The organism is Streptomyces sp. CNS606 (genome assembly GCF_000426325.1).
Map to the genome: position 1 here is coordinate 191168 of NZ_AUFD01000006.1, position 18243 is coordinate 209410.

Sequence of the window (18243 nt, forward strand, 5' to 3'; positions counted from 1 at the left end):
CGGTGCGGTGTCTTCAGGTGCTGTCTTGGCCACGCACCCGATACTCCCACGCCCCGCCGACAACGCCGTCCGGACGTGCCGGGGCCCATCGCCGGGGCGCTGTCGCACCGGCATGCGACGATCGTTACATGACGCGAGAACCGCCCGCCGAGGACCCGGTACAGGACGCCCCGCAGGCCGACGGCCCGCAGCGCGCCGCCGCCGGCCTGCCCGCCGTGGGCCACTCGCTGCGGCACGCCACGGAGCAGATGGGCGTGCGGCGCACCGCGCTCACCCTGCTCCGCGTCAACCAGCCCGACGGCTTCGACTGCCCCGGCTGCGCCTGGCCCGAGCCGGAGCGCACCCATCGCGCGGAGTTCTGCGAGAACGGCGCCAAGGCCGTCGCCGAAGAGGCCACGCTCCGCCGCGTCACCCCCGACTTCTTCGCCCGGCATCCCCTCGACGACCTCGCCGGCCGCTCCGGTTACTGGCTCGGCCAGCAGGGCCGGCTGACCACCCCGATGTACCTTCCCGAGGGCGCCGACAGGTACGAGCCGGTGTCCTGGGACCGCGCGTTCGACATCGTCGCGGGCGAACTGCGCGCCCTGGACTCCCCCGACGAGGCCGTGTTCTACACCTCCGGCCGCACCAGCAACGAGGCCGCGTTCCTCTACCAGCTCTTCGCCCGCGAGTTCGGCACCAACAACCTGCCCGACTGCTCCAACATGTGCCACGAGTCGTCCGGCTCCGCCCTCACCGAGACCCTCGGCGTCGGCAAGGGCAGCGTGCACCTGGAGGACCTGCACAAGGCCGAGCTGATCATCGTCGCCGGGCAGAACCCGGGCACCAACCACCCGCGCATGCTGTCCGCACTGGAGGAGGCCAAGCGGGCCGGGGCGCGGATCCTCACCGTCAACCCGCTGCCCGAGGCGGGCCTGGCCCGTTTCCGCAACCCGCAGACCGCCCGCGGCCTCGCCGGGCGGGGCACCCGGCTGACCGACCTCTTCCTCCAGATCCGCATCGGCGGCGACCAGGCCCTCTTCCGCGCCCTGGCCCGCCTGGTCCTCGAAGCCGGGGCGACCGACGACGCGTTCATCGCCGAGCACACCCATGGCTTCGACGCGTACGCGGCCACCGCCCGCGCCGCCTCCTGGGACGAGACGCTGCGGGCCACCGGCCTCACCCGCGAGGAGATCGAACGGGCCGGCCGCATGGTGCTGGCCTCCCGCCGCACCGTGGTGTGCTGGGCCATGGGCCTCACCCAGCACAAGCACGCGGTGCCCACCATCCGCGAGATCGTCAACCTGCTCCTGCTCCGCGGCGACGTGGGCCGCCCCGGCTCCGGCGTCTGCCCCGTCCGCGGCCACAGCAATGTGCAGGGCGACCGCACGATGGGCATCTTCGAACGCCCGGCGCCCGCCTTCCTCGACGCGCTGGAGGCCGAGTTCGGCTTCGCACCGCCCCGCCGGCACGGCTACGACGTGGTGCGCGCGATCCGCGCCCTGCGCGACGGGAACGCCAAGGTCTTCCTCGCCATGGGCGGCAACTTCGTCGCCGCGAGCCCCGACACCGCCGTCACCGAGGACGCCATGCGCCGCGCCCGCCTCACCGTGCACGTGTCGACCAAGCTCAACCGCTCCCACTGCGTCACCGGAGCCCGCGCCCTCATCCTGCCGACCCTGGGCCGCACCGAACGCGACACCCAGGCCGGCGGCGACCAGTTCGTCACCGTCGAGGACTCCATGGGGAAGGTGCACGCCTCACGCGGCCGCCTCGACCCCGCCGACCCCGCCCTGCTGTCCGAACCGGCCATCGTCTGCCGCCTCGCCCGCCGTGTACTGGGCGACGGATCGGCCACACCCTGGGAGGAGTTCGAGCGGGACTACGCCCGCATCCGGGACCGCATCGCCCGCGTCGTGCCCGGCTTCGAGGACTTCGACGCCCGCGCCGCCCGCCCCGGCGGTTTCACCCTCCCCCACGCCCCGCGGGACGAACGCCGCTTCCCCACCGCCACCGGCCGGGCCACCTTCACCTCCGCGCCGGTGGAGTACCCGCACGTGCCCGAAGGGCGGCTGCTGCTCCAGACCCTGCGCTCGCACGACCAGTACAACACCACCGTCTACGGCCTCGACGACCGCTACCGCGGCATCACCGGCGGCCGCCGCGTCGTCTTCCTGCACCCCGACGACGCCGCCGAACGCGGCCTGCCCGACGGCGCCTACGCCGACCTCACCAGCGAATGGCGCGACGGCGTCCGCCGCACCGCGCCCGGCTTCCGGGTCGTCCACTACCCCACCGCCCGCGGCTGCGCCGCCGCCTACTACCCCGAGACCAACGTGCTGGTGCCGCTGGACGCCACCGCCGACGTGAGCAACACCCCGGCCAGCAAGTCCGTGGTGGTCACGGTCACCCCCGCCGCCGGACGGTCCGGGGCCGATGATAGGAACGAGGCGGACACCCCACGGCCGGCCCGCGGCGGCCGGCGCAGCTGATCGGAGCCGTTGAGCATGGGCGAGCAGACCGCGACGAAGTTCCCGCCGGAGATCCTCGAACAGTGGACCGGCGTCGGCGTCGACCTCCCGTCGCTGTTCTCCGCAGGCCACCTCGGCGACCGCATGGGCGTCACCGTCGTCGAGGCCGCCCCCGACAGGGTCGTCGGCACCCTCCCCGTCGAGGGCAACACCCAGCCGTACGGGCTGCTGCACGGCGGCGCCTCCGCCGTCCTCGCCGAGACCCTCGGCTCCGTCGGCGCCATGCTGCACGGCGGCCCGACGAAGATCGCCGTCGGCGTCGACCTCAACTGCACCCACCACCGCGGCGTCCGCTCCGGCATCGTCACCGGCACCGCCACCCCGGTGCACCGAGGCCGCTCCACCGCCACCTACGAGGTCGTCATCACCGAGGAGAGCGGCAAGCGGGTGTGCAGCGCCCGCCTCACCTGCCTGCTCCGCGACGCCGGACCGGCCGCCGACGGCAGGTGAGGGGGCGGGTGACCCAGCGTCACCCGCCCGATCCCCGCCCCACAGCACCCGCGTCCGGGCCCCGGACCGGCGCCGCCCCTCTCCGCGGGCGGAACATCCCGGTACGTGCCCCTGCGGGCGGATCCTCACGCTCGCCCCGGATACCGCCCCCGCACTCACACAGCGTCACCTCACCCGCCGAGAGAACCGCCGGACGGAGTGACGTGTGCCACACCCGGCCCCCTCCCGCGCCGGGCGTGTACGGAATGCGGACTCCCCCTCGCCCCGCACCCGCGCGACACGCGAGGGAACTGCACCTTCGCCGTCCGCCGGGCGTACCTTCCGTGCGCAGGGCATCTATCTCGCGCGACAATGACGTCCGTCATGACGCGCGTCATAACAAGAAAGTCACATCCTTCTCGACACCTCTCCCCCGCCGCCAGCCCTCCCCTTAGAGTCACCGCCAGTCACCGCGCCGCCGGGCGCGAACTGTCAGAGCACGGATCCAGTACCACCCCCCAGTACGGCCCGGCGCGCTACACGGCCACTCACCTGAGTGCGCCGCGCCAGGGGAAAGGACTGATCGTGCGCCAGCGATCCCTCATCATGCTCACCACCGCCGTCACCACCGGAGCCCTCGTGCTGACCGCATGCGGCTCCCGCGACGACTCCAACGGCGGCGACAAGGGCGGCGAACGCGTCGTCCAGATCGGCCTCGACGCCCCGCTCACCGGCAACCTCTCCGCCATCGGCATCGGCATCAAGAACTCCGCCGAACTCGCGGTCAAGACCGCGAACAAGGAGAACACCGTCGACGGCGTCACCTTCAAGCTCGTGTCCAAAGACGACGTCGCCCAGACCACGCAGGGCCAGCAGAACGCCACCGAGTTCGTCGGCAACACCGACATGATCGGCGCCATCGGCCCGCTCAACTCCGACGTCGGCCAGTCCATGGCCCCCGTCTTCGCCAAGGCCGACATGGTCCAGGTGTCCCCCGCCAACACCAACCCCGCCCTCACCCAGGGCGTGGACTGGCAGAAGGGCGACAAGCAGCGCCCCCACGACACCTACTTCCGCACCTCCACCACCGACGCCATCCAGGGCCCGTACATGGCCGAGTACATGTACGAAGACCAGGACCTGAAGAACGTCTACGTCATCGACGACAAGAAGACCTACGGCGCCGGCCTCGCCGGCACCTTCGCCGACCACTTCAAGGAGATCGGCGGCAAGGTCGTCGGCACCGACCACGTCAACCCGGAGGACAAGGACTTCACGGCCATCGCCACGAAGGTCTCCAACTCCAAGGCCGACTTCGTCTACTACGGCGGCGAGTACCCCGCCGGCGCCCCCCTCGCCGACCAGATCAAGCGCGCCGGCGCCGACATCCCCGTCGTCGGCGGCGACGCCCTCTTCAGCGAGGAATACGTCAAGATCGCCGGCAAGAACGCCGAAGGCGACCTCGCCAGCTCCGTGGGCGCGCCCCTCGAGACGCTCGACACCGCCAAGGCCTTCATCGACAACTACAAGAAGGCCGGCTACGAGCAGACCTACGGCCCCTACGGCGGCTACGCCTACGACAGCACCTGGGCCGTCATCCTCGCCGTGAAGGAAGCCGCCGAGAAGAACGACGGCCAGCTCCCCGACGAGATCGACGACGCACGCGCCCAGGTCACCGAGGCCATGCAGAACACCACCTTCGACGGCGTCACCGGCGCCGTCGGCTTCGACGAGTTCGGCGACAACACCAACCGCCAGCTGTCCATCTACGAGGTGAAGGACGGGAAGCACGTGCCCGCCAAGACCGGCACGTTCGAGGGCTGAGCCCCGGCACACCACAGGCCCACGGGCCCGTAACCCACCACCCACAGGCTCCGCGGGGGCGTCTCGGCGCCCCCGCGAAGCCGTCTGAACTCCCATCCCCTCCGGAGGCTCCGCGGTGAACGATCTGCCGCAGCAACTCGCCAACGGCCTGCTACTCGGCGGGCTGTACGGACTCATCGCAGTCGGTTACACGATGGTCTACGGCATCATCCAGCTGCTCAACTTCGCCCACGGCGAGATATTCATGATCGGCGGCTTCGGCGCCCTCACCGCCTGGCTCTGGCTACCCGAAGGCACCAGCCTGCTGATCGCACTCCCCCTCATGCTCCTCCTCGCCATGGCGTTCTCCGTCATCGTCGGCGTCGGAGCAGAGCGGCTCGCCTACCGGCCCCTCCGCGGCGGCCCACGGCTCTCCTACCTCATCACCGCCATCGGCCTCTCCATCGCCCTTCAGCAGCTGGTCTGGGCCTTCTACCCCGACGGCCACAAGTCGCGCTCCTTCCCCCAGTTCTCCGGAGGCGGCTTCGACATCAGCGGCGTCAGCTTCGGCGGCGCCGACGTCTACATCCTCATCGCCGCCCCCGTCAGCATGATCGCCCTCGGCTTCTTCGTGTCCAAGACCCGCAGCGGCCGCGCCATGCAGGCCACCTCGCAGGACCCCGACACCGCCAAGCTGATGGGCATCAACACCGACCGCATCATCGTCACCGCCTTCGCCATCGGCTCCGCGTTCGCCGCCATCGCCGCCATCGCCCACGGCCTCAAGTACGGCGAAGTCAACTTCAAGATGGGCTTCATCGCCGGCCTCAAGGCCTTCACCGCAGCCGTCCTCGGAGGCATCGGCAACATCTACGGCGCCATGATCGGCGGTCTCGTCCTCGGCGTCGCCGAAGCCCTGGCCACCGCATACATCGAACTCCTCCCCGGCATGTCCTCCTTCGGCAGCGGCTGGAAGGACGTATGGGCCTTCGTCCTGCTCATCCTCGTCCTCCTCCTCCGCCCCCAGGGCCTGCTCGGCGAACGCGTCGCGGATCGGGCGTGATAACCATGACGACCACCACCACAACCACACCCGTGCCCGACAACGCGGGCACCGGCGCCCCCACCCCCGGCGCCCTCCCCCTGGGAGCGGCCCCCGCGCGGATCCTCACCGCCGCCGGCGCCACAGTCACCCTCGCCAGCACCTTCCTCGCCTGGACCTGGACCCAGGCCTTCCCCGGCAACCTCACCGTCTACGGCTACCCCGGCGGCCTCCAGGTCCTCACCCTCACCGGCGCACTCCTCACCCTCGCCTTCCTCCTCTCCGGACTCGGCGTCAAGGCACTGCGCTGGCTCACCCCCGGCGGCAGCAACAGCCCCGTGCTGCTGCTCGCCCTCGGTACCTTCGCCGTCACCTGGTACGCCGCCGGCGCCGTCGCCGTGACCCTCGGCGGCCTCGTCAACCTCGAGCCCGGCGGCATCATCGCCGCAGCGGCCTCCCTCATCACCCTCATCGGCGCCCTCGGCCTCCCCGCCGACACCCCGCACGACCCGCACAACCCGCCCACCACCGCGCTGCACCGGTTCCTCCACAGCCTCAAGGCACCCGTGCCCGCAGCGGCCAAGGCACTGCCCCCCTGGGTGGAGATCCTCATCATCAGCGCGGCCGTCGCCATCGGCCTCTGGGTCTTCTCCTACGGCATCGCCACCCCGTACGGCGAACTCTTCATCGGCTTCCTGCTGCTCAGCGCAGCAGCCATCGCCGCCATCGCCCGCGCCGGACTCAACCGCCGGCTCGCGGCCGTCACCGCGAAACACCGCAACATCACCGTCGCCGCGGCCTTCATCGCCGCCGTCGCCTTCCCCCTGACCCAGTCCAGCGAGGCCTACGCCAGCCTCGGCGCCTACATCCTCATCTTCGCCACCGTCGCGCTGGGCCTGAACATCGTCGTCGGACTCGCCGGACTCCTCGACCTCGGCTACGTCGCCTTCCTCGGCGTCGGCGCCTACGCCGCGGCCCTCGTCTCCGGCACCCCCTTCTCGCCCTTCGACATCCACTTCCCGTTCTGGCTCGCCGTCCTCACCGGCATCAGCGCCTCGCTGGTCTTCGGCGTCCTCATCGGCGCCCCCACCCTGCGACTCCGCGGCGACTACCTCGCCATCGTCACCCTCGGCTTCGGCGAGATCTTCCGCATCGGCATGCAGAACCTCGACGGCACCTCCGGACCCGACATCACCAACGGGCCCTCCGGCATCCCCGACATCCCCGACCTCGTCATCTTCGGCTTCAACCTCGGCGAAGAACACACCTTCCTCGGCTTCGAAATCGGCCGCTTCGCCAACTACTACCTGCTGATGCTCCTCTTCACGGCCATCGTCGTGATGGTCTTCAAGCGCTCCGACAACTCACGCATCGGCCGCGCCTGGGTCGCCATCCGCGAGGACGAGACCGCGGCACAGGCCATGGGCATCAACACCTTCCGCACCAAGCTGGTCGCCTTCGCGCTCGGCGCCGCACTCGCCGGCATGGCCGGCACCGTCCAGGCGCACGTGACCTACACCGTCAGCCCCACGCAGTACAAATTCGTCGAAGCCGTCCCACCCAACTCGGCCTTCCTCCTCGCCGCCGTCATCCTCGGCGGCATGGGAACCGTCAGCGGCCCCCTCATCGGCGCCGCACTGCTCTACCTCATCCCCGAGAAGCTCGAGTTCATGGCCGAATACCAGCTCCTGCTGTTCGGCCTGGCCCTCATCCTGCTCATGCGCTTCCGCCCCGAAGGCCTCGTCGCCGACCGGCGCAAGAAGCTCGAGTTCCACGAAACGGGCCAGCTCGACATCCCGAAACAGACCGGCCTCAGCAAGGCGGAGGCGTGACACCCATGACCACCACCACGAAGACCGCGCCCCCGCCCGCCGCACCCGGCACCGGCGGCAACGTGCTCCACGCCTCCGGCGTCACCATGCGCTTCGGCGGACTCACCGCCGTCCGCGACGTCGAACTCACCGTCGACAGCGGCGAGATCGTCGGCCTGATCGGCCCCAACGGCGCCGGCAAGACCACCTTCTTCAACTGCCTCACCGGGCTCTACGTCCCCACCGAGGGAACGGTCTCCTACAAGGGCAAGGTGCTGCCCCCCAAGTCGCACCTCGTCACCAAGGCCGGCGTCGCCCGCACCTTCCAGAACATCCGGCTCTTCGCCAACATGACCGTCCTGGAGAACGTCCTCGTCGGCCGCCACACCCGCACCAAGGAAGGCCTCTGGTCCGCCCTCCTGCGCGGACCCGGCTTCCGCAAGGCCGAAAGCGACTCCGAGGCCCGCGCCATGGAACTCCTCGAGTTCACCGGCCTCGCCGCCAAACGCGACCACCTCGCACGCAACCTCCCCTACGGCGAACAGCGCAAGCTCGAGATCGCCCGCGCACTCGCCTCCGAACCCGGCCTCCTGCTCCTCGACGAGCCCACCGCCGGCATGAACCCGCAGGAGACCCAGGCCACCCAGGAACTGGTCTTCGCCGTCCGCGACCAGGGCATCGCCGTACTCGTCATCGAGCACGACATGCGGTTCATCTTCAACCTGTGCGACCGCGTCGCCGTACTCGTCCAGGGCGAGAAGATCGTCGAAGGCACCCCCGAGGTCGTCCAGAGCGACGACCGCGTCGTCGCCGCCTACCTCGGCACCCCCTTCGAAGGCGAACCCGGCGAGGCGGAGGCCCAGGAGGTCGCCGCCGCCGAAGCCCACCACGACACGGACACCCCCGCCCCGGCCCCCGACGCCGACACGACCGGCGGCACCGACGAGACCGGCGGCACCGACAGCACCACCGGCACGGACGACGACACCGGCCCCGGCGGAGGCACCGAAAGGTCAGCCGCCGACCAGGCCGGAACCACCCGCGCCGGAGAAGAGGGTGAGAAGAAGTGACCGCACTCCTCGAAGTCGAAGACCTCCGCGTCGCCTACGGCAAGATCGAAGCCGTCAAGGGCATCTCGTTCACGGTCGAAGCAGGCCAGGTCGTCACCCTCATCGGCACCAACGGTGCCGGCAAGACCACCACCCTGCGCACCCTCTCCGGCCTCCTCAAGCCCGCAAGCGGCAAGATCATGTTCGACGGCGAAGCCCTCGACGGCGTCAGCGCACACAAGATCGTCGCCAAAGGCATCGCCCACTCCCCCGAAGGCCGCCGCCTCTTCCCGCGCCTCACCATCGCCGAGAACCTCCAACTGGGCGCCTTCCTGCGACGCGACGCAGCCGGCGTCGAAAAAGACGTCCAGCGCGTCTACGACCGCTTCCCCATCCTCGGCGAACGCCGCAAACAAGCCTCCGGAACACTCTCCGGCGGCGAACAGCAGATGCTCGCCATGGGCCGCGCCCTCATGTCCCGGCCCAAACTGCTCATGCTCGACGAACCCTCCATGGGCCTCTCCCCGATCATGATGCAGAAGATCATGGAGACCATCAACGAACTCAAGAACTCCGGCACCACCATCCTGCTCGTCGAACAGAACGCCCAGGCCGCGCTCTCCCTCGCCGACCAGGGCCACGTCATGGAGGTCGGCTCCATCGTCCTCTCCGGCACCGGACAGGAACTCATGCACGACGAATCCGTCCGCAAGGCCTACCTCGGCGAAGACTGAACCCCCGCACACGGCGAAGGCGCCCACCCCCGGAAAGGGGGCGGGCGCCTTCGCCGTACCGGAAACCCGACGCCTACTGCTGCCGCTTCTTCTCCTCCGCGTCCTCGATCACGGCCTCCGCCACCTGCCGCATCGAGAGCCGCCGGTCCATCGACGTCTTCTGAACCCACCGGAACGCCGCCGGCTCCGACAACCCGTACTGCGTCTGCAGCACACTCTTCGCCCGGTCCACCAGCTTCCGCGTCTCCAGCCGCTGCTCCAGGTCCACGACCTCCTGCGACAGCACCCGCAACTCCGTGAACCGCGACACCGCCATCTCGATCGCCGGCACGATGTCGCTCTTGCTGAACGGCTTCACCAGGTACGCCATCGCACCCGCGTCCCGCGCCCGCTCCACCAGCTCCCGCTGCGAGAACGCCGTCAGCATCAGCACCGGCGCGATCGCCTCCTCCGCGATCCGCTCCGCGGCGGAGATGCCGTCCAGCACCGGCATCTTCACATCCAGGATGCACAGGTCCGGACGGTGCTCGCGGGCCAGATCGATCGCCGACTGCCCGTCGCCGGCCTCGCCGACGACGGAGTACCCCTCCTCCTCCAGCATCTCCTTGAGATCCATCCGGATCAGCGCCTCGTCCTCCGCGATGACGACACGCGTCGTCTCCGGCGGCACGTGGGCGCTCGCCGCTTCGGCGTCGGCGGGTTCGGTGGGCTCGGGGGCGTCCGCGGTGCTCACTGGGCTCCTCGTTTCCGCACGGTGGGACCTCCGACCCTATCGGTGTCCTGTAAGGTGGTGACACAAGGGTGGTTGCCCCCCTTGCATTTGAAGGAGGCCCCGGTAGCCCAGCGGTAGAGGCCATGGATTCAAAACCCATTCAGCGTCGGTTCGAATCCGACCCGGGGCACTTTCCTTCAATTCCAAGGTCACCGGAACTCAATCGCGGCTCACTCGATCGAGTAAGCGATGACGGGCTCGCCGACGCAGTCACCAGCCGCTCCTCACGCTGGCTCACATGTACGACGACACCGCCACACGGGATGGGGCACTGACACCGCCCGAGCCAGCCCTCGGCCGCAATGCCGCCTGCCCGAGATGCTCAGGAAAGCGGGCACACCCCGAGAAATCCGACAGCTGCGCATACCTCCTGGGCGAGCCGCCTGGGTCGAACCTTCTCTCTTCGCATCGCGTGCGCGGACTCTTGGCCCGGACTCATCGACGAATGCGCTCGGGCGGTCAAGGCGCTCCGCCCCCCAAACGGCGTTCAGCGAGTGCGACTCACCGGTCACACATCGGTCGGCGCCTACAGCAATCACTGGCCGTGCCTCTTTCGCCAGCACGGGCCGGGCAAGAAGCACGACCGGCGGATAGCCCTGGAGCCGTGGCAGCAGGAGATCGTGGACGCGCATCCCTGGGAGCTGATCCGGGGGCTGATCCACTCCGACGGGTGCCGCGTCACGAACTGGACGACGCGCATGGTCGGCGGGCAGAGGAAGCGGTACGAGTACCCCCGGTACTTCGTCACCAACAAGTCCGACGACATCAGGCGCATCTTCACCGACACGTTGCGGAGCGTCGGCGTGGAGCGGACGGTACTGGCCCGCGGCCACGACCCGTTCAACGTGTCGATCGCCCGCAGGGCGTCCGTGGCGTTGATGGACGCGCACGTCGGGCCGAAGTACTGACCTGGTCGAAAGGTCCGTGCGGTGGGGACGGTGCGTGCGGCAGCATGGGCGCATGTCCCCTTTGACGCGCGACGAGGCGCAGCAGCGAGCCGGGTTCCTGGACGTCCACGAGTACGTGATCGATCTTGATGTGACGGGTGGGGAGGAGAGTTTCGGGTCCACGTCGACGGTGCGGTTCGCGGCGAGATCGGGGGGCCGGACGTTTCTGGACGTGCGGCCGGTGGTGTTGCGGCGGGTGGTGCTGGACGGTGTGGAGCTGGATGCGGGGCTGTTGTCGGAGGGCCGGTTTCCGCTGGAGCTGGGTGCGGGTGAGCACGAGCTGCGGGTGGAGGCGGAGATGCCGTATTCGCGGACGGGTGAGGGCATGCACCGGTTCACGGATCCGGCGGACGGGCTGACGTATCTGTATTCGCAGTGCTTCCTGGATGATGCGCCGCGTGTGTTCGGGTGTTTCGACCAGCCGGATCTGAAGGCGACGTTCGCGGTGTCGGTGTCGGCACCGCCGGAGTGGACGGTGCTGGGGAACGGGGTGGCCGAGCGGGTCGGTGAGGGTCGCTGGGTGTGTGCGGTGACGCCGCGGATTTCGACGTATCTGGTGGCGGTGGTGGCGGGTCCGTACCACTCGGTGCGGACGGAGCATGCGGGGTTGCCGTTCGGGTTGCATGTGCGGGCTTCGCTGGCGGAGTTCCTGGAGCGGGATGCGGAGGAGTTGCTGGAGGTCACGCGGCGGTGCTTCGACCGGTATCACGAGATCTTCGAGGAGCCGTATCCGTTCGACTCCTATGACCAGGCGTTCGTGCCGGAGTTCAATGCGGGGGCGATGGAGAACCCGGGTCTGGTGACGTTCCGGGACGAGAAGATCTTCCGTGCTGCGGCGACGGAGACGGAGGTGCAGGATCGTGCGGTGACGGTGGCGCACGAGATGGCGCACATGTGGTTCGGGGATCTGGTGACGTTGCGGTGGTGGGACGACGTCTGGCTGAACGAGTCGTTCGCGGACTACATGGGGTATCAGGTGCTGGCGGATGCGACGCGGTACCGGGAGGTGTGGACGGATTTCGGTGCGGCGCGGAAGGGCTGGGGGTACGACGCGGATCAGCGGGGGTCGACGCATCCGGTGGCGCCGGAGCCGGAGTCGGTGCCGGACACGGCGACGGCGTTGCTGAACTTCGACGGGATCAGTTATGCGAAGGGCGCGAGTGCGCTGCGGCAGCTGGTGGCGTGGCTGGGTGAGAAGGCGTTTCTGGCGGGGGTGAACGAGCACTTCGCGCGGCATCGGTTCGGGAACGCGACGCTGGCGGATTTCGTGGATTCGATGGCGCGGGCGTCGGCGGACCGGGATGTGCATGCGTGGGCGGATGCGTGGCTGCGGACGACGGGTGTGGACACGTTGACGCCGGTGGTGTCGGAGGGGGCCGGCGGGTGGCGGGCGGAGGTGGGGCATGTGGGGATGCGGCCGCACCGGTTGGCGGTGGGGTTGTACGACCGTGTGGCGGGTGACCGTGCGCGGCTGGTGCTGCGGGAGCGTGTGGAGCGTGATGTGTCGGGGGACGGTGTGGGGTTCTCGGTGTCGGGTGAGGGGCCTCGGCCGGATCTGCTGTTGCTGAACGACGGCGACTTGTCGTACGCGAAGGTGCGGCTGGACGAGGGTTCGTGGGAGGCGGTGCGGACGTCGTTGTCGGGGTTGCCGGAGGGGTTGTCGCGTGCGGTGGTGTGGAACGCGGCGCGGGACATGGTGCGGGACGGTCAGCTGGCTCCGGAGGTGTATCTGGAGGCGGTGCGGGCGCATCTGCCGCTGGAGGCGGACGAGTCGGTGGTGCAGGCGGTGCTGGCGTTCTCGCGGGGGGCGGTGGCGGATCGTTTCCTGGTGGGGCGGGAGCGTGCGGGGGCGTTGGAGCTGCTGGTGGGTGTGTGTCGTGCGCTGTTGGAGCGGACGGAGGCCGGTGGGGAGCCGGGGGTGCGGTTGACGGCGGTGCGGTGTCTGCTGCGGAGTTCGTCGGATGTGGCGGAGTTGCTGGGGTGGCGGTCGGCGGGTTCGGTTCCGGGTGGTCCGGAGCTGGATGCGGAGTTGAGGTGGTTGTTGCTGCAGCGGTTGTCGGTGCTGGGTGCGGTGGGTGAGCGGGAGATCGCGGCGGCGCTGGCTGAGGACCGGAGTGCGTCGGGTGAGCAGGGGGCGGCGTGGTGCCGGGCGGCGTTGCCGGAGGCGGGGGCGAAGGCGGCTGCCTGGGAGGCGTTGTTCGGTGGTGGGGATGCGTTGTCGAACCGGTTGTTCCGGGCGACGGCGGAGGGGTTCTGGCAGCCGGAGCCGGAGCAGGTGGAGTTGCTGGAGCCGTATGCGCCGGGGTTCTTCGATGCGGCGGTGGCGGTGTCGGAGCGGCGGGGTGCGGAGATCGCGCGGGTGACGGGGTTGGCGGCGTTTCCGCATGCGGTGGCGGGTGACGAGGTGTTGCGGCTGGGTGAGGAGTTGTTGCGGTCGCGGGAGGTGATTCCGGCGTTGGGTCGGGTGCTGGCGGATCAGCTGGATGATCTGCGGCGGGTGCTGGCGGTGCGTGGGGCGGGGTGATCGGGGGTTTCGTGAGGAGGCCGGGGCTCGGTTCCGCATGGCGGGGCCGGGCCCCGGCTGGTGCTGTGTGTACCCCCTTCGGGGGAACGTTCGCTGTGTGCGGTGGCGGGGTGGCGTTCCGCGCATAGGTTAGGTCGGCCTTACCTCTTTGTGGTGTCGATTGCGAGAGAGTTCTGCCGATGTCTGTTTCTGCCGCGTCTGTCGTTGTTTCTGCGCGGGGTGCCGTGCGGGATGCCGGGTTGCTCGCGGGTGGGTCCGGTGGGCCTGCCGCGTTGCGTCCGTTGGTCGGGACGGTGCTGGACGCGTTGGCGGTGGGGGCGGGTGAGCGGTGCGGGCCGTTGCCGCGTGGGGGTCCGGAGGCGGTGGCGGGGCGGCTGCGTGCGGCGGTGGGTGAGGTGCTGCCGGAGTACGGGGTGGGTTCGGGGGCGGCGTTGGGTGTGTTGGTGCGGGCGTTGGCCCAGGGGGCGGCGGATCCGGCGGATCCGCTGTGTGCGGCGCATCTGCACTGTCCGCCGTTGGCGGTGGCGGCTGCGGCGGATCTGGCGGCGAGTGCGTTGAATCCGTCGCTGGATTCGTGGGATCAGGCGCCGGCGGCTTCGGAGTTGGAGGCGCTGGTGTGCGGGGAGTTGGCGGGGCTGGTGTTCGGTGGCCGGGTGCCGTCGCGGGCCGGGGGGCGGCCGGATGCGCTGGTGACGACGGGTGGTACGGAGTCGAACCAGTTGGGTGTGCTGATGGCGCGGGAGCGGTTCGGGCCGGGGGTGCGGGTGGTGTGCGGGGAGAACGCGCATCACAGTGTGCACCGGTCGGCGTGGTTGCTGGGGCTTGGGGAGCCGGTCACGGTGGCGGCGCCGCGGGGGGTGCTGGATCCGGCGGCGGTGGAGGAGGCGCTGGCGGGTGTGGGGGGTCGTGCGCTGGTGGTGGCGACGGCGGGGACGACGGATGCGGGGGTGGTGGATCCGTTGCCGGAGGTGGCGGAGGTGGTGGCGCGGTGCGGGGCGCGGCTGCATGTCGATGCGGCGTACGGGGGTCCGTTGTTGTTCAGTGAGGGGCTGCGGGGCCGGTTGGCGGGGTTGGAGCGGGCGGATTCGGTGTCGGTGGATCTGCACAAGCTGGGGTGGCAGCCGGTGGCGGCGGGGTTGTTCGTGGTGCCGGATGCTGCGGAGCTGGGTGTACTGGATCACCGGGCGGATTATCTGAACGCGGACGATGATGCGGCGGCGGGTCTGCCGGATCTTCTGGGGCGGTCGCTGCGGACGACGCGGCGGCCGGATGTGCTGAAGGTGGCGGTGACGTTGCGGGCGCTGGGGCGTCGGGGGCTGGCGGAGTTGGTGGAGCACGCGTGTGCGGCGGCGGGTGTGCTGGCGGGGCTGGTGCGGGAGGAGCGGGGGTTGGAGCTGCGTGGGTGGCCGGAGTTGTCGACGGTGCTGTTCCGTCCGGTGGGGGCGTCGGACGAGGTGGTGGCCGAGGTGCGGCGGCGGCTGCTGGAGGAGGGGCGGGCGGTGCTGGGGCGGGCGTCCCTGGACGGCCGGTTGTGGTGGAAGGTGACGGTGCTGCATCCGCGGGTGGAGCGGGGGGAGCTGGCGGCGTTGGTGAAGCTGGTGCGGGATGCGGCGGCGGACGTGGCGGCGGGTGCCGGGGTGGCGTGCGGCGCGGAGGTGGGCGCGTGAGCTGCGGGGTGCGGGAGTCGGAGGGGCCGCTGGACGTCGCGGGTGTGGGGTGCGGGCCGTTCAACCTGTCGCTGGGGGCGCTGGCTGACGGGGTTCCGGGGTTGCGGTGGGCGGTGTTCGAGCAGCGGCGGTCGTTCTCGTGGCATCCGGGTCTGCTGGTGGACGGTGCGACGTTGCAGGTGCCGTTCCTGGCGGATCTGGTGTCGTTGGCCGATCCGTCGAGCCGCTGGTCGTTCCTGAGTCATCTGCGGGCGCGGGAGCGGTTGTTCCCGTTCTACTTCGCGGAGCGCTTCCACATCGAGCGGGTGGAGTACGACGCGTACTGCCGGTGGGTGTGCGACGGTCTGGCGGCGGACGGTCCGGGCGGAGAGGGCGTGGGGAGCGGGCTGCGTTTCGGGCATCAGGTGGACGCGGTGCGGTGGAACGGCGAGCGGGCGTTGTTCGAGGTGGATTTCACCCGGCTGGACGAGGCGGGCGAGGCGGAGGCGCTGGGGCGGGCGTATGCGCGGAACGTGGTCCTGGGTATCGGCACGGCTCCGCATGTCCCGGAGCAGTTGCGGCCGTTGGCGGGTGCGCCGTCGCTGCCGGTGGTGCATGCGGCGGACTATCTGGCGCACCGGGACAGGCTGGTGGCCGCGGGGCACGTGACGGTGGTGGGTTCGGGGCAGTCCGGGGCGGAGGTGTTCCTGGATCTGCTGCGGGCGCGGCCGGTGGGGGGTGAGGGGCTGCGGTGGCTGACGCGGAGTCCTGCGTTCGCGCCGATGGAGTACAGCAAGCTGGGGCTGGAGCATTTCACGCCGGACTACACGCGGTACTTCCACGGTCTGCCGGAGCGGGTGCGGGACGGGCTGGTGCCGCGGCAGTGGCAGCTGCACAAGGCGGTGGATCACGAGACGCTGGCGGCGGTGCACGACGAGTTGTACCGGCGGGCGGTGCGCTGCGGCTGGCCGGATGTGGTGCTGACGCCGGGTGTGGCGGTGCGGACGGCGGGGCGGCTGGGGTCGTCGCAGCTGGAGTTGCATCTGGAGCACGCGGAGCAGGGTGAGCGGTCGCGGCTGGTGACGGACGCGCTGGTGCTGGCGACGGGGTACCGGGAGCGGCCGGCGGAGCGGTTGCTTGCGGCGCTGGCGCCGCTGGTGCGGCGGGACGCGGCGGGTCGCCCGCTGATCGACGGCGGGTTCCGGATGGTGCTGGATCCGTCGGTGACGGGTGGGGTGTTCGTGCAGAACGGTGAGCGGCATTCGCACGGGGTGGGGGCGCCGGATCTGGGGCTGGGGGCGTATCGCAGTGCGGTGATCCTGAACGGGGTGTCGGGGAAGGAGCTGTTTCCGTTGCCGGGGCGGACGGCGTTCACGTCGTTCGGTCTGCGGGGTGGGCCGTCGGGCTCGTCCGGGTCGTCGGGGCCGCTCATCGGAGCGGGGCGGCGCGCAGATTCGGGAGTTGTCAACGGGGTGTTTCCCTCGGGGGGTTGAGCCGGCGCCGGAGGGCCGCTCGCTACCCTCCGGTAGGTCGTAGGCTCGATGCATGCGCCGCGCGAAGATCGTCAGCACTCTGGGTTCCGCCTCCGACTCGTATGAGGTGATCAGGGCACTCGTCGAGGCGGGCACGGACATGGTGCGGCTGTCTCCGGGCGACGGTTCGCACGTCGAGTTGGAGGGCCGGTACGCGCGGCTGCGGAGGGCGTCGGCGGACGTCGGGAGGAGCGTCGGCGTACTGGCGGACCTTCAGGGTCCGAAGGTCCGACTGGGCCGTTTCCGCGAGGGGCCTGTGCTTCTTGAACGCGGGGACGTGTTCCGGCTGTTCTCGGCGGAGGCCGAGGGGGACCACGAGGGGTGCGGCACCACGCACGAGGGGCTGGCCGACGACGTGCGGCCGGGCTCGGAGGTCCTGGTCGACGAGGGCCGGGTGGTGCTGCGGGTGTCCGGCGTGTCGGGCCGGGTGGTGACGACGCGGGTGGTGCGCGGCGGCCTGGTCTCCGACCACAAGGGCGTGAACCTGCCGGGGGTGCCGTCGCCGGGCTCGGCGCTGGGCGGGAAGGTCGTCGAGGATCTGCGGTGGGCGCTGCGGCTGGGTGTCGACGTGGTCGCGCTGTCGTCGGTGCGCGGCGCGGAGGACGCGGTGGAGGCACGGCGGGTGATGGCCGAGGAGGGTCACCGGGTGCCGGTGATCGCGAAGATCGAGAAGCCGCATGCGGTGGAGGCGCTGGAGGCCCTGGTCGACGCGTTCGACGGCATCATGGTGGCGCGTGGCGAGCTGGGCGTGGAGATGGCGCTGGAGTCGGTTCCGCTGGTGCAGAAGCGGGCGGTGAAGCTGGCGAGGCGGATGGCGAAGCCGGCGATCGTGACGACGCAGATGCTCGATTCGATGGTGGAGGCGTCGCGTCCGACGCGTGCGGAGGCCTCGGACGTCGCGAACGCCGTGATGGACGGCGCGGACGCGCTGATGCTGTCGGAGGAGACGAGCGTGGGCTCGCATCCGGTGGAGGCGGTGCGCACCATGGGCCGGATCGTGGCGGCCGCGGAGGAGGACCTGCTGGCGGAGGGGCTGCGTCCGCTGGCGGAGGAGGACAAGCCGCGGACGCAGGGCGGTTCGGTGGCGCGGGCGGCGGCGGAGATCGGCGATTTCCTGGGCGCCCGCGGTCTGGTGGCGTTCACGCAGTCCGGGGACACGGTGCGGCGGCTGTCGCGGTACCGGTCGCCGATTCCGGTGCTGGCGTTCACCCCGGAGCCGGCGACGCGGGCGCAGCTCGGCCTGTCGTGGGGGGTGGAGGCGTTCTGCGTGCCGGTGGTGCGCACCACGGACGAGATGGTGGCGCAGGTCGACGAGGAGCTGCTGCGGCTGGGGCGCTGTTCCCGCGGCGATCTGGTGGTGATCACGGCCGGTTCTCCGCCGGGTGTGCCGGGGACGACGAACCTGGTCCGGGTGCACCGCATCGGCGAGGCCGGGTAGCGGGCC

Annotated in this window: 12 protein-coding genes, 1 tRNA gene and 1 pseudogene; 13 read left to right on the plus strand and 1 reads right to left on the minus strand. The window is 70.6% G+C overall.

The features are described from left to right. Positions 1 to 128 precede the first annotated feature (128 nt). From K304_RS26965 to K304_RS0102660, 7 genes are all read left to right on the plus strand, one after another. The gene (locus K304_RS26965; RefSeq protein ID WP_078528357.1) at positions 129 to 2471 is read left to right on the plus strand and encodes an FdhF/YdeP family oxidoreductase; all 2343 of its coding nucleotides are present in this window, start codon (positions 129 to 131) and stop codon (positions 2469 to 2471) included. A gap of 15 nt (positions 2472 to 2486) precedes the next feature. Then, the gene (locus K304_RS0102635; protein WP_027762471.1) at positions 2487 to 2960 is read left to right on the plus strand and encodes a PaaI family thioesterase; all 474 of its coding nucleotides are present in this window, start codon (positions 2487 to 2489) and stop codon (positions 2958 to 2960) included. Between the two features lie 564 nt (positions 2961 to 3524). Further along, positions 3525 to 4763: a branched-chain amino acid ABC transporter substrate-binding protein gene (locus K304_RS0102640; protein WP_027762472.1), complete on the plus strand. Its 1239-nt coding sequence runs from the start codon at positions 3525 to 3527 to the stop codon at positions 4761 to 4763. A 115-nt stretch (positions 4764 to 4878) separates the two neighbouring features. After that, on the plus strand, positions 4879 to 5805 hold the full coding sequence (locus K304_RS0102645; protein ID WP_027762473.1) for a branched-chain amino acid ABC transporter permease: 927 nt from the start codon (positions 4879 to 4881) through the stop codon (positions 5803 to 5805). A gap of 5 nt (positions 5806 to 5810) precedes the next feature. After that, positions 5811 to 7616 carry a branched-chain amino acid ABC transporter permease gene (locus tag K304_RS0102650; protein ID WP_051307756.1) on the plus strand — a complete coding sequence of 602 codons (1806 nt, stop codon included), beginning with the start codon at positions 5811 to 5813 and terminating at the stop codon, positions 7614 to 7616. Between the two features lie 5 nt (positions 7617 to 7621). Continuing rightward, positions 7622 to 8665 (plus strand): ABC transporter ATP-binding protein, encoded by a 1044-nt coding sequence (locus tag K304_RS26970; protein ID WP_078528360.1) that lies wholly within the window; start codon positions 7622 to 7624, stop codon positions 8663 to 8665. After that, positions 8662 to 9378 (plus strand): ABC transporter ATP-binding protein, encoded by a 717-nt coding sequence (locus K304_RS0102660; protein ID WP_027762475.1) that lies wholly within the window; start codon positions 8662 to 8664, stop codon positions 9376 to 9378. The genes K304_RS26970 and K304_RS0102660 overlap by 4 nt, the downstream gene beginning before the upstream one ends. A 73-nt stretch (positions 9379 to 9451) precedes the next feature. On the opposite strand, the gene K304_RS0102665 is transcribed toward K304_RS0102660, so the two are convergent. Further along, positions 9452 to 10111 carry a response regulator gene (locus tag K304_RS0102665; protein WP_027762476.1) on the minus strand — a complete coding sequence of 220 codons (660 nt, stop codon included), beginning with the start codon at positions 10109 to 10111 and terminating at the stop codon, positions 9452 to 9454. A 96-nt stretch (positions 10112 to 10207) separates the two neighbouring features. On the opposite strand from K304_RS0102665, the gene K304_RS0102670 reads away from it, so the two are divergent. The 6 genes and pseudogenes from K304_RS0102670 to pyk all read left to right on the plus strand — a co-directional run bounded on the left by K304_RS0102670 (position 10208) and on the right by pyk (position 18237). Then, positions 10208 to 10280, plus strand: a tRNA-Leu gene (locus tag K304_RS0102670). Positions 10281 to 10388: 108 nt separating this feature from the next. After that, a pseudogene (locus tag K304_RS26975) lies at positions 10389 to 11058 on the plus strand (hypothetical protein). A gap of 52 nt (positions 11059 to 11110) precedes the next feature. Beyond that, entirely contained in the window at positions 11111 to 13621 is a 2511-nt protein-coding gene (pepN, locus tag K304_RS0102680; RefSeq protein ID WP_027762477.1) for an aminopeptidase N, read from the plus strand. Between the two features lie 179 nt (positions 13622 to 13800). Then, positions 13801 to 15288, plus strand: a complete 1488-nt coding sequence (locus K304_RS26980; protein ID WP_078528363.1) for an aminotransferase class V-fold PLP-dependent enzyme — start codon at positions 13801 to 13803, stop codon at positions 15286 to 15288. Next, complete coding sequence (locus K304_RS26985; RefSeq protein WP_078528366.1) at positions 15285 to 16760, plus strand: SidA/IucD/PvdA family monooxygenase; 1476 nt, start codon at positions 15285 to 15287, stop codon at positions 16758 to 16760. Before K304_RS26980 ends, K304_RS26985 begins: the two co-directional genes overlap by 4 nt. 52 nt (positions 16761 to 16812) lie before the next feature. Then, the gene (gene pyk / locus K304_RS0102695) at positions 16813 to 18237 is read left to right on the plus strand and encodes a pyruvate kinase (RefSeq protein WP_027762478.1); all 1425 of its coding nucleotides are present in this window, start codon (positions 16813 to 16815) and stop codon (positions 18235 to 18237) included. Positions 18238 to 18243: the final 6 nt, after the last annotated feature.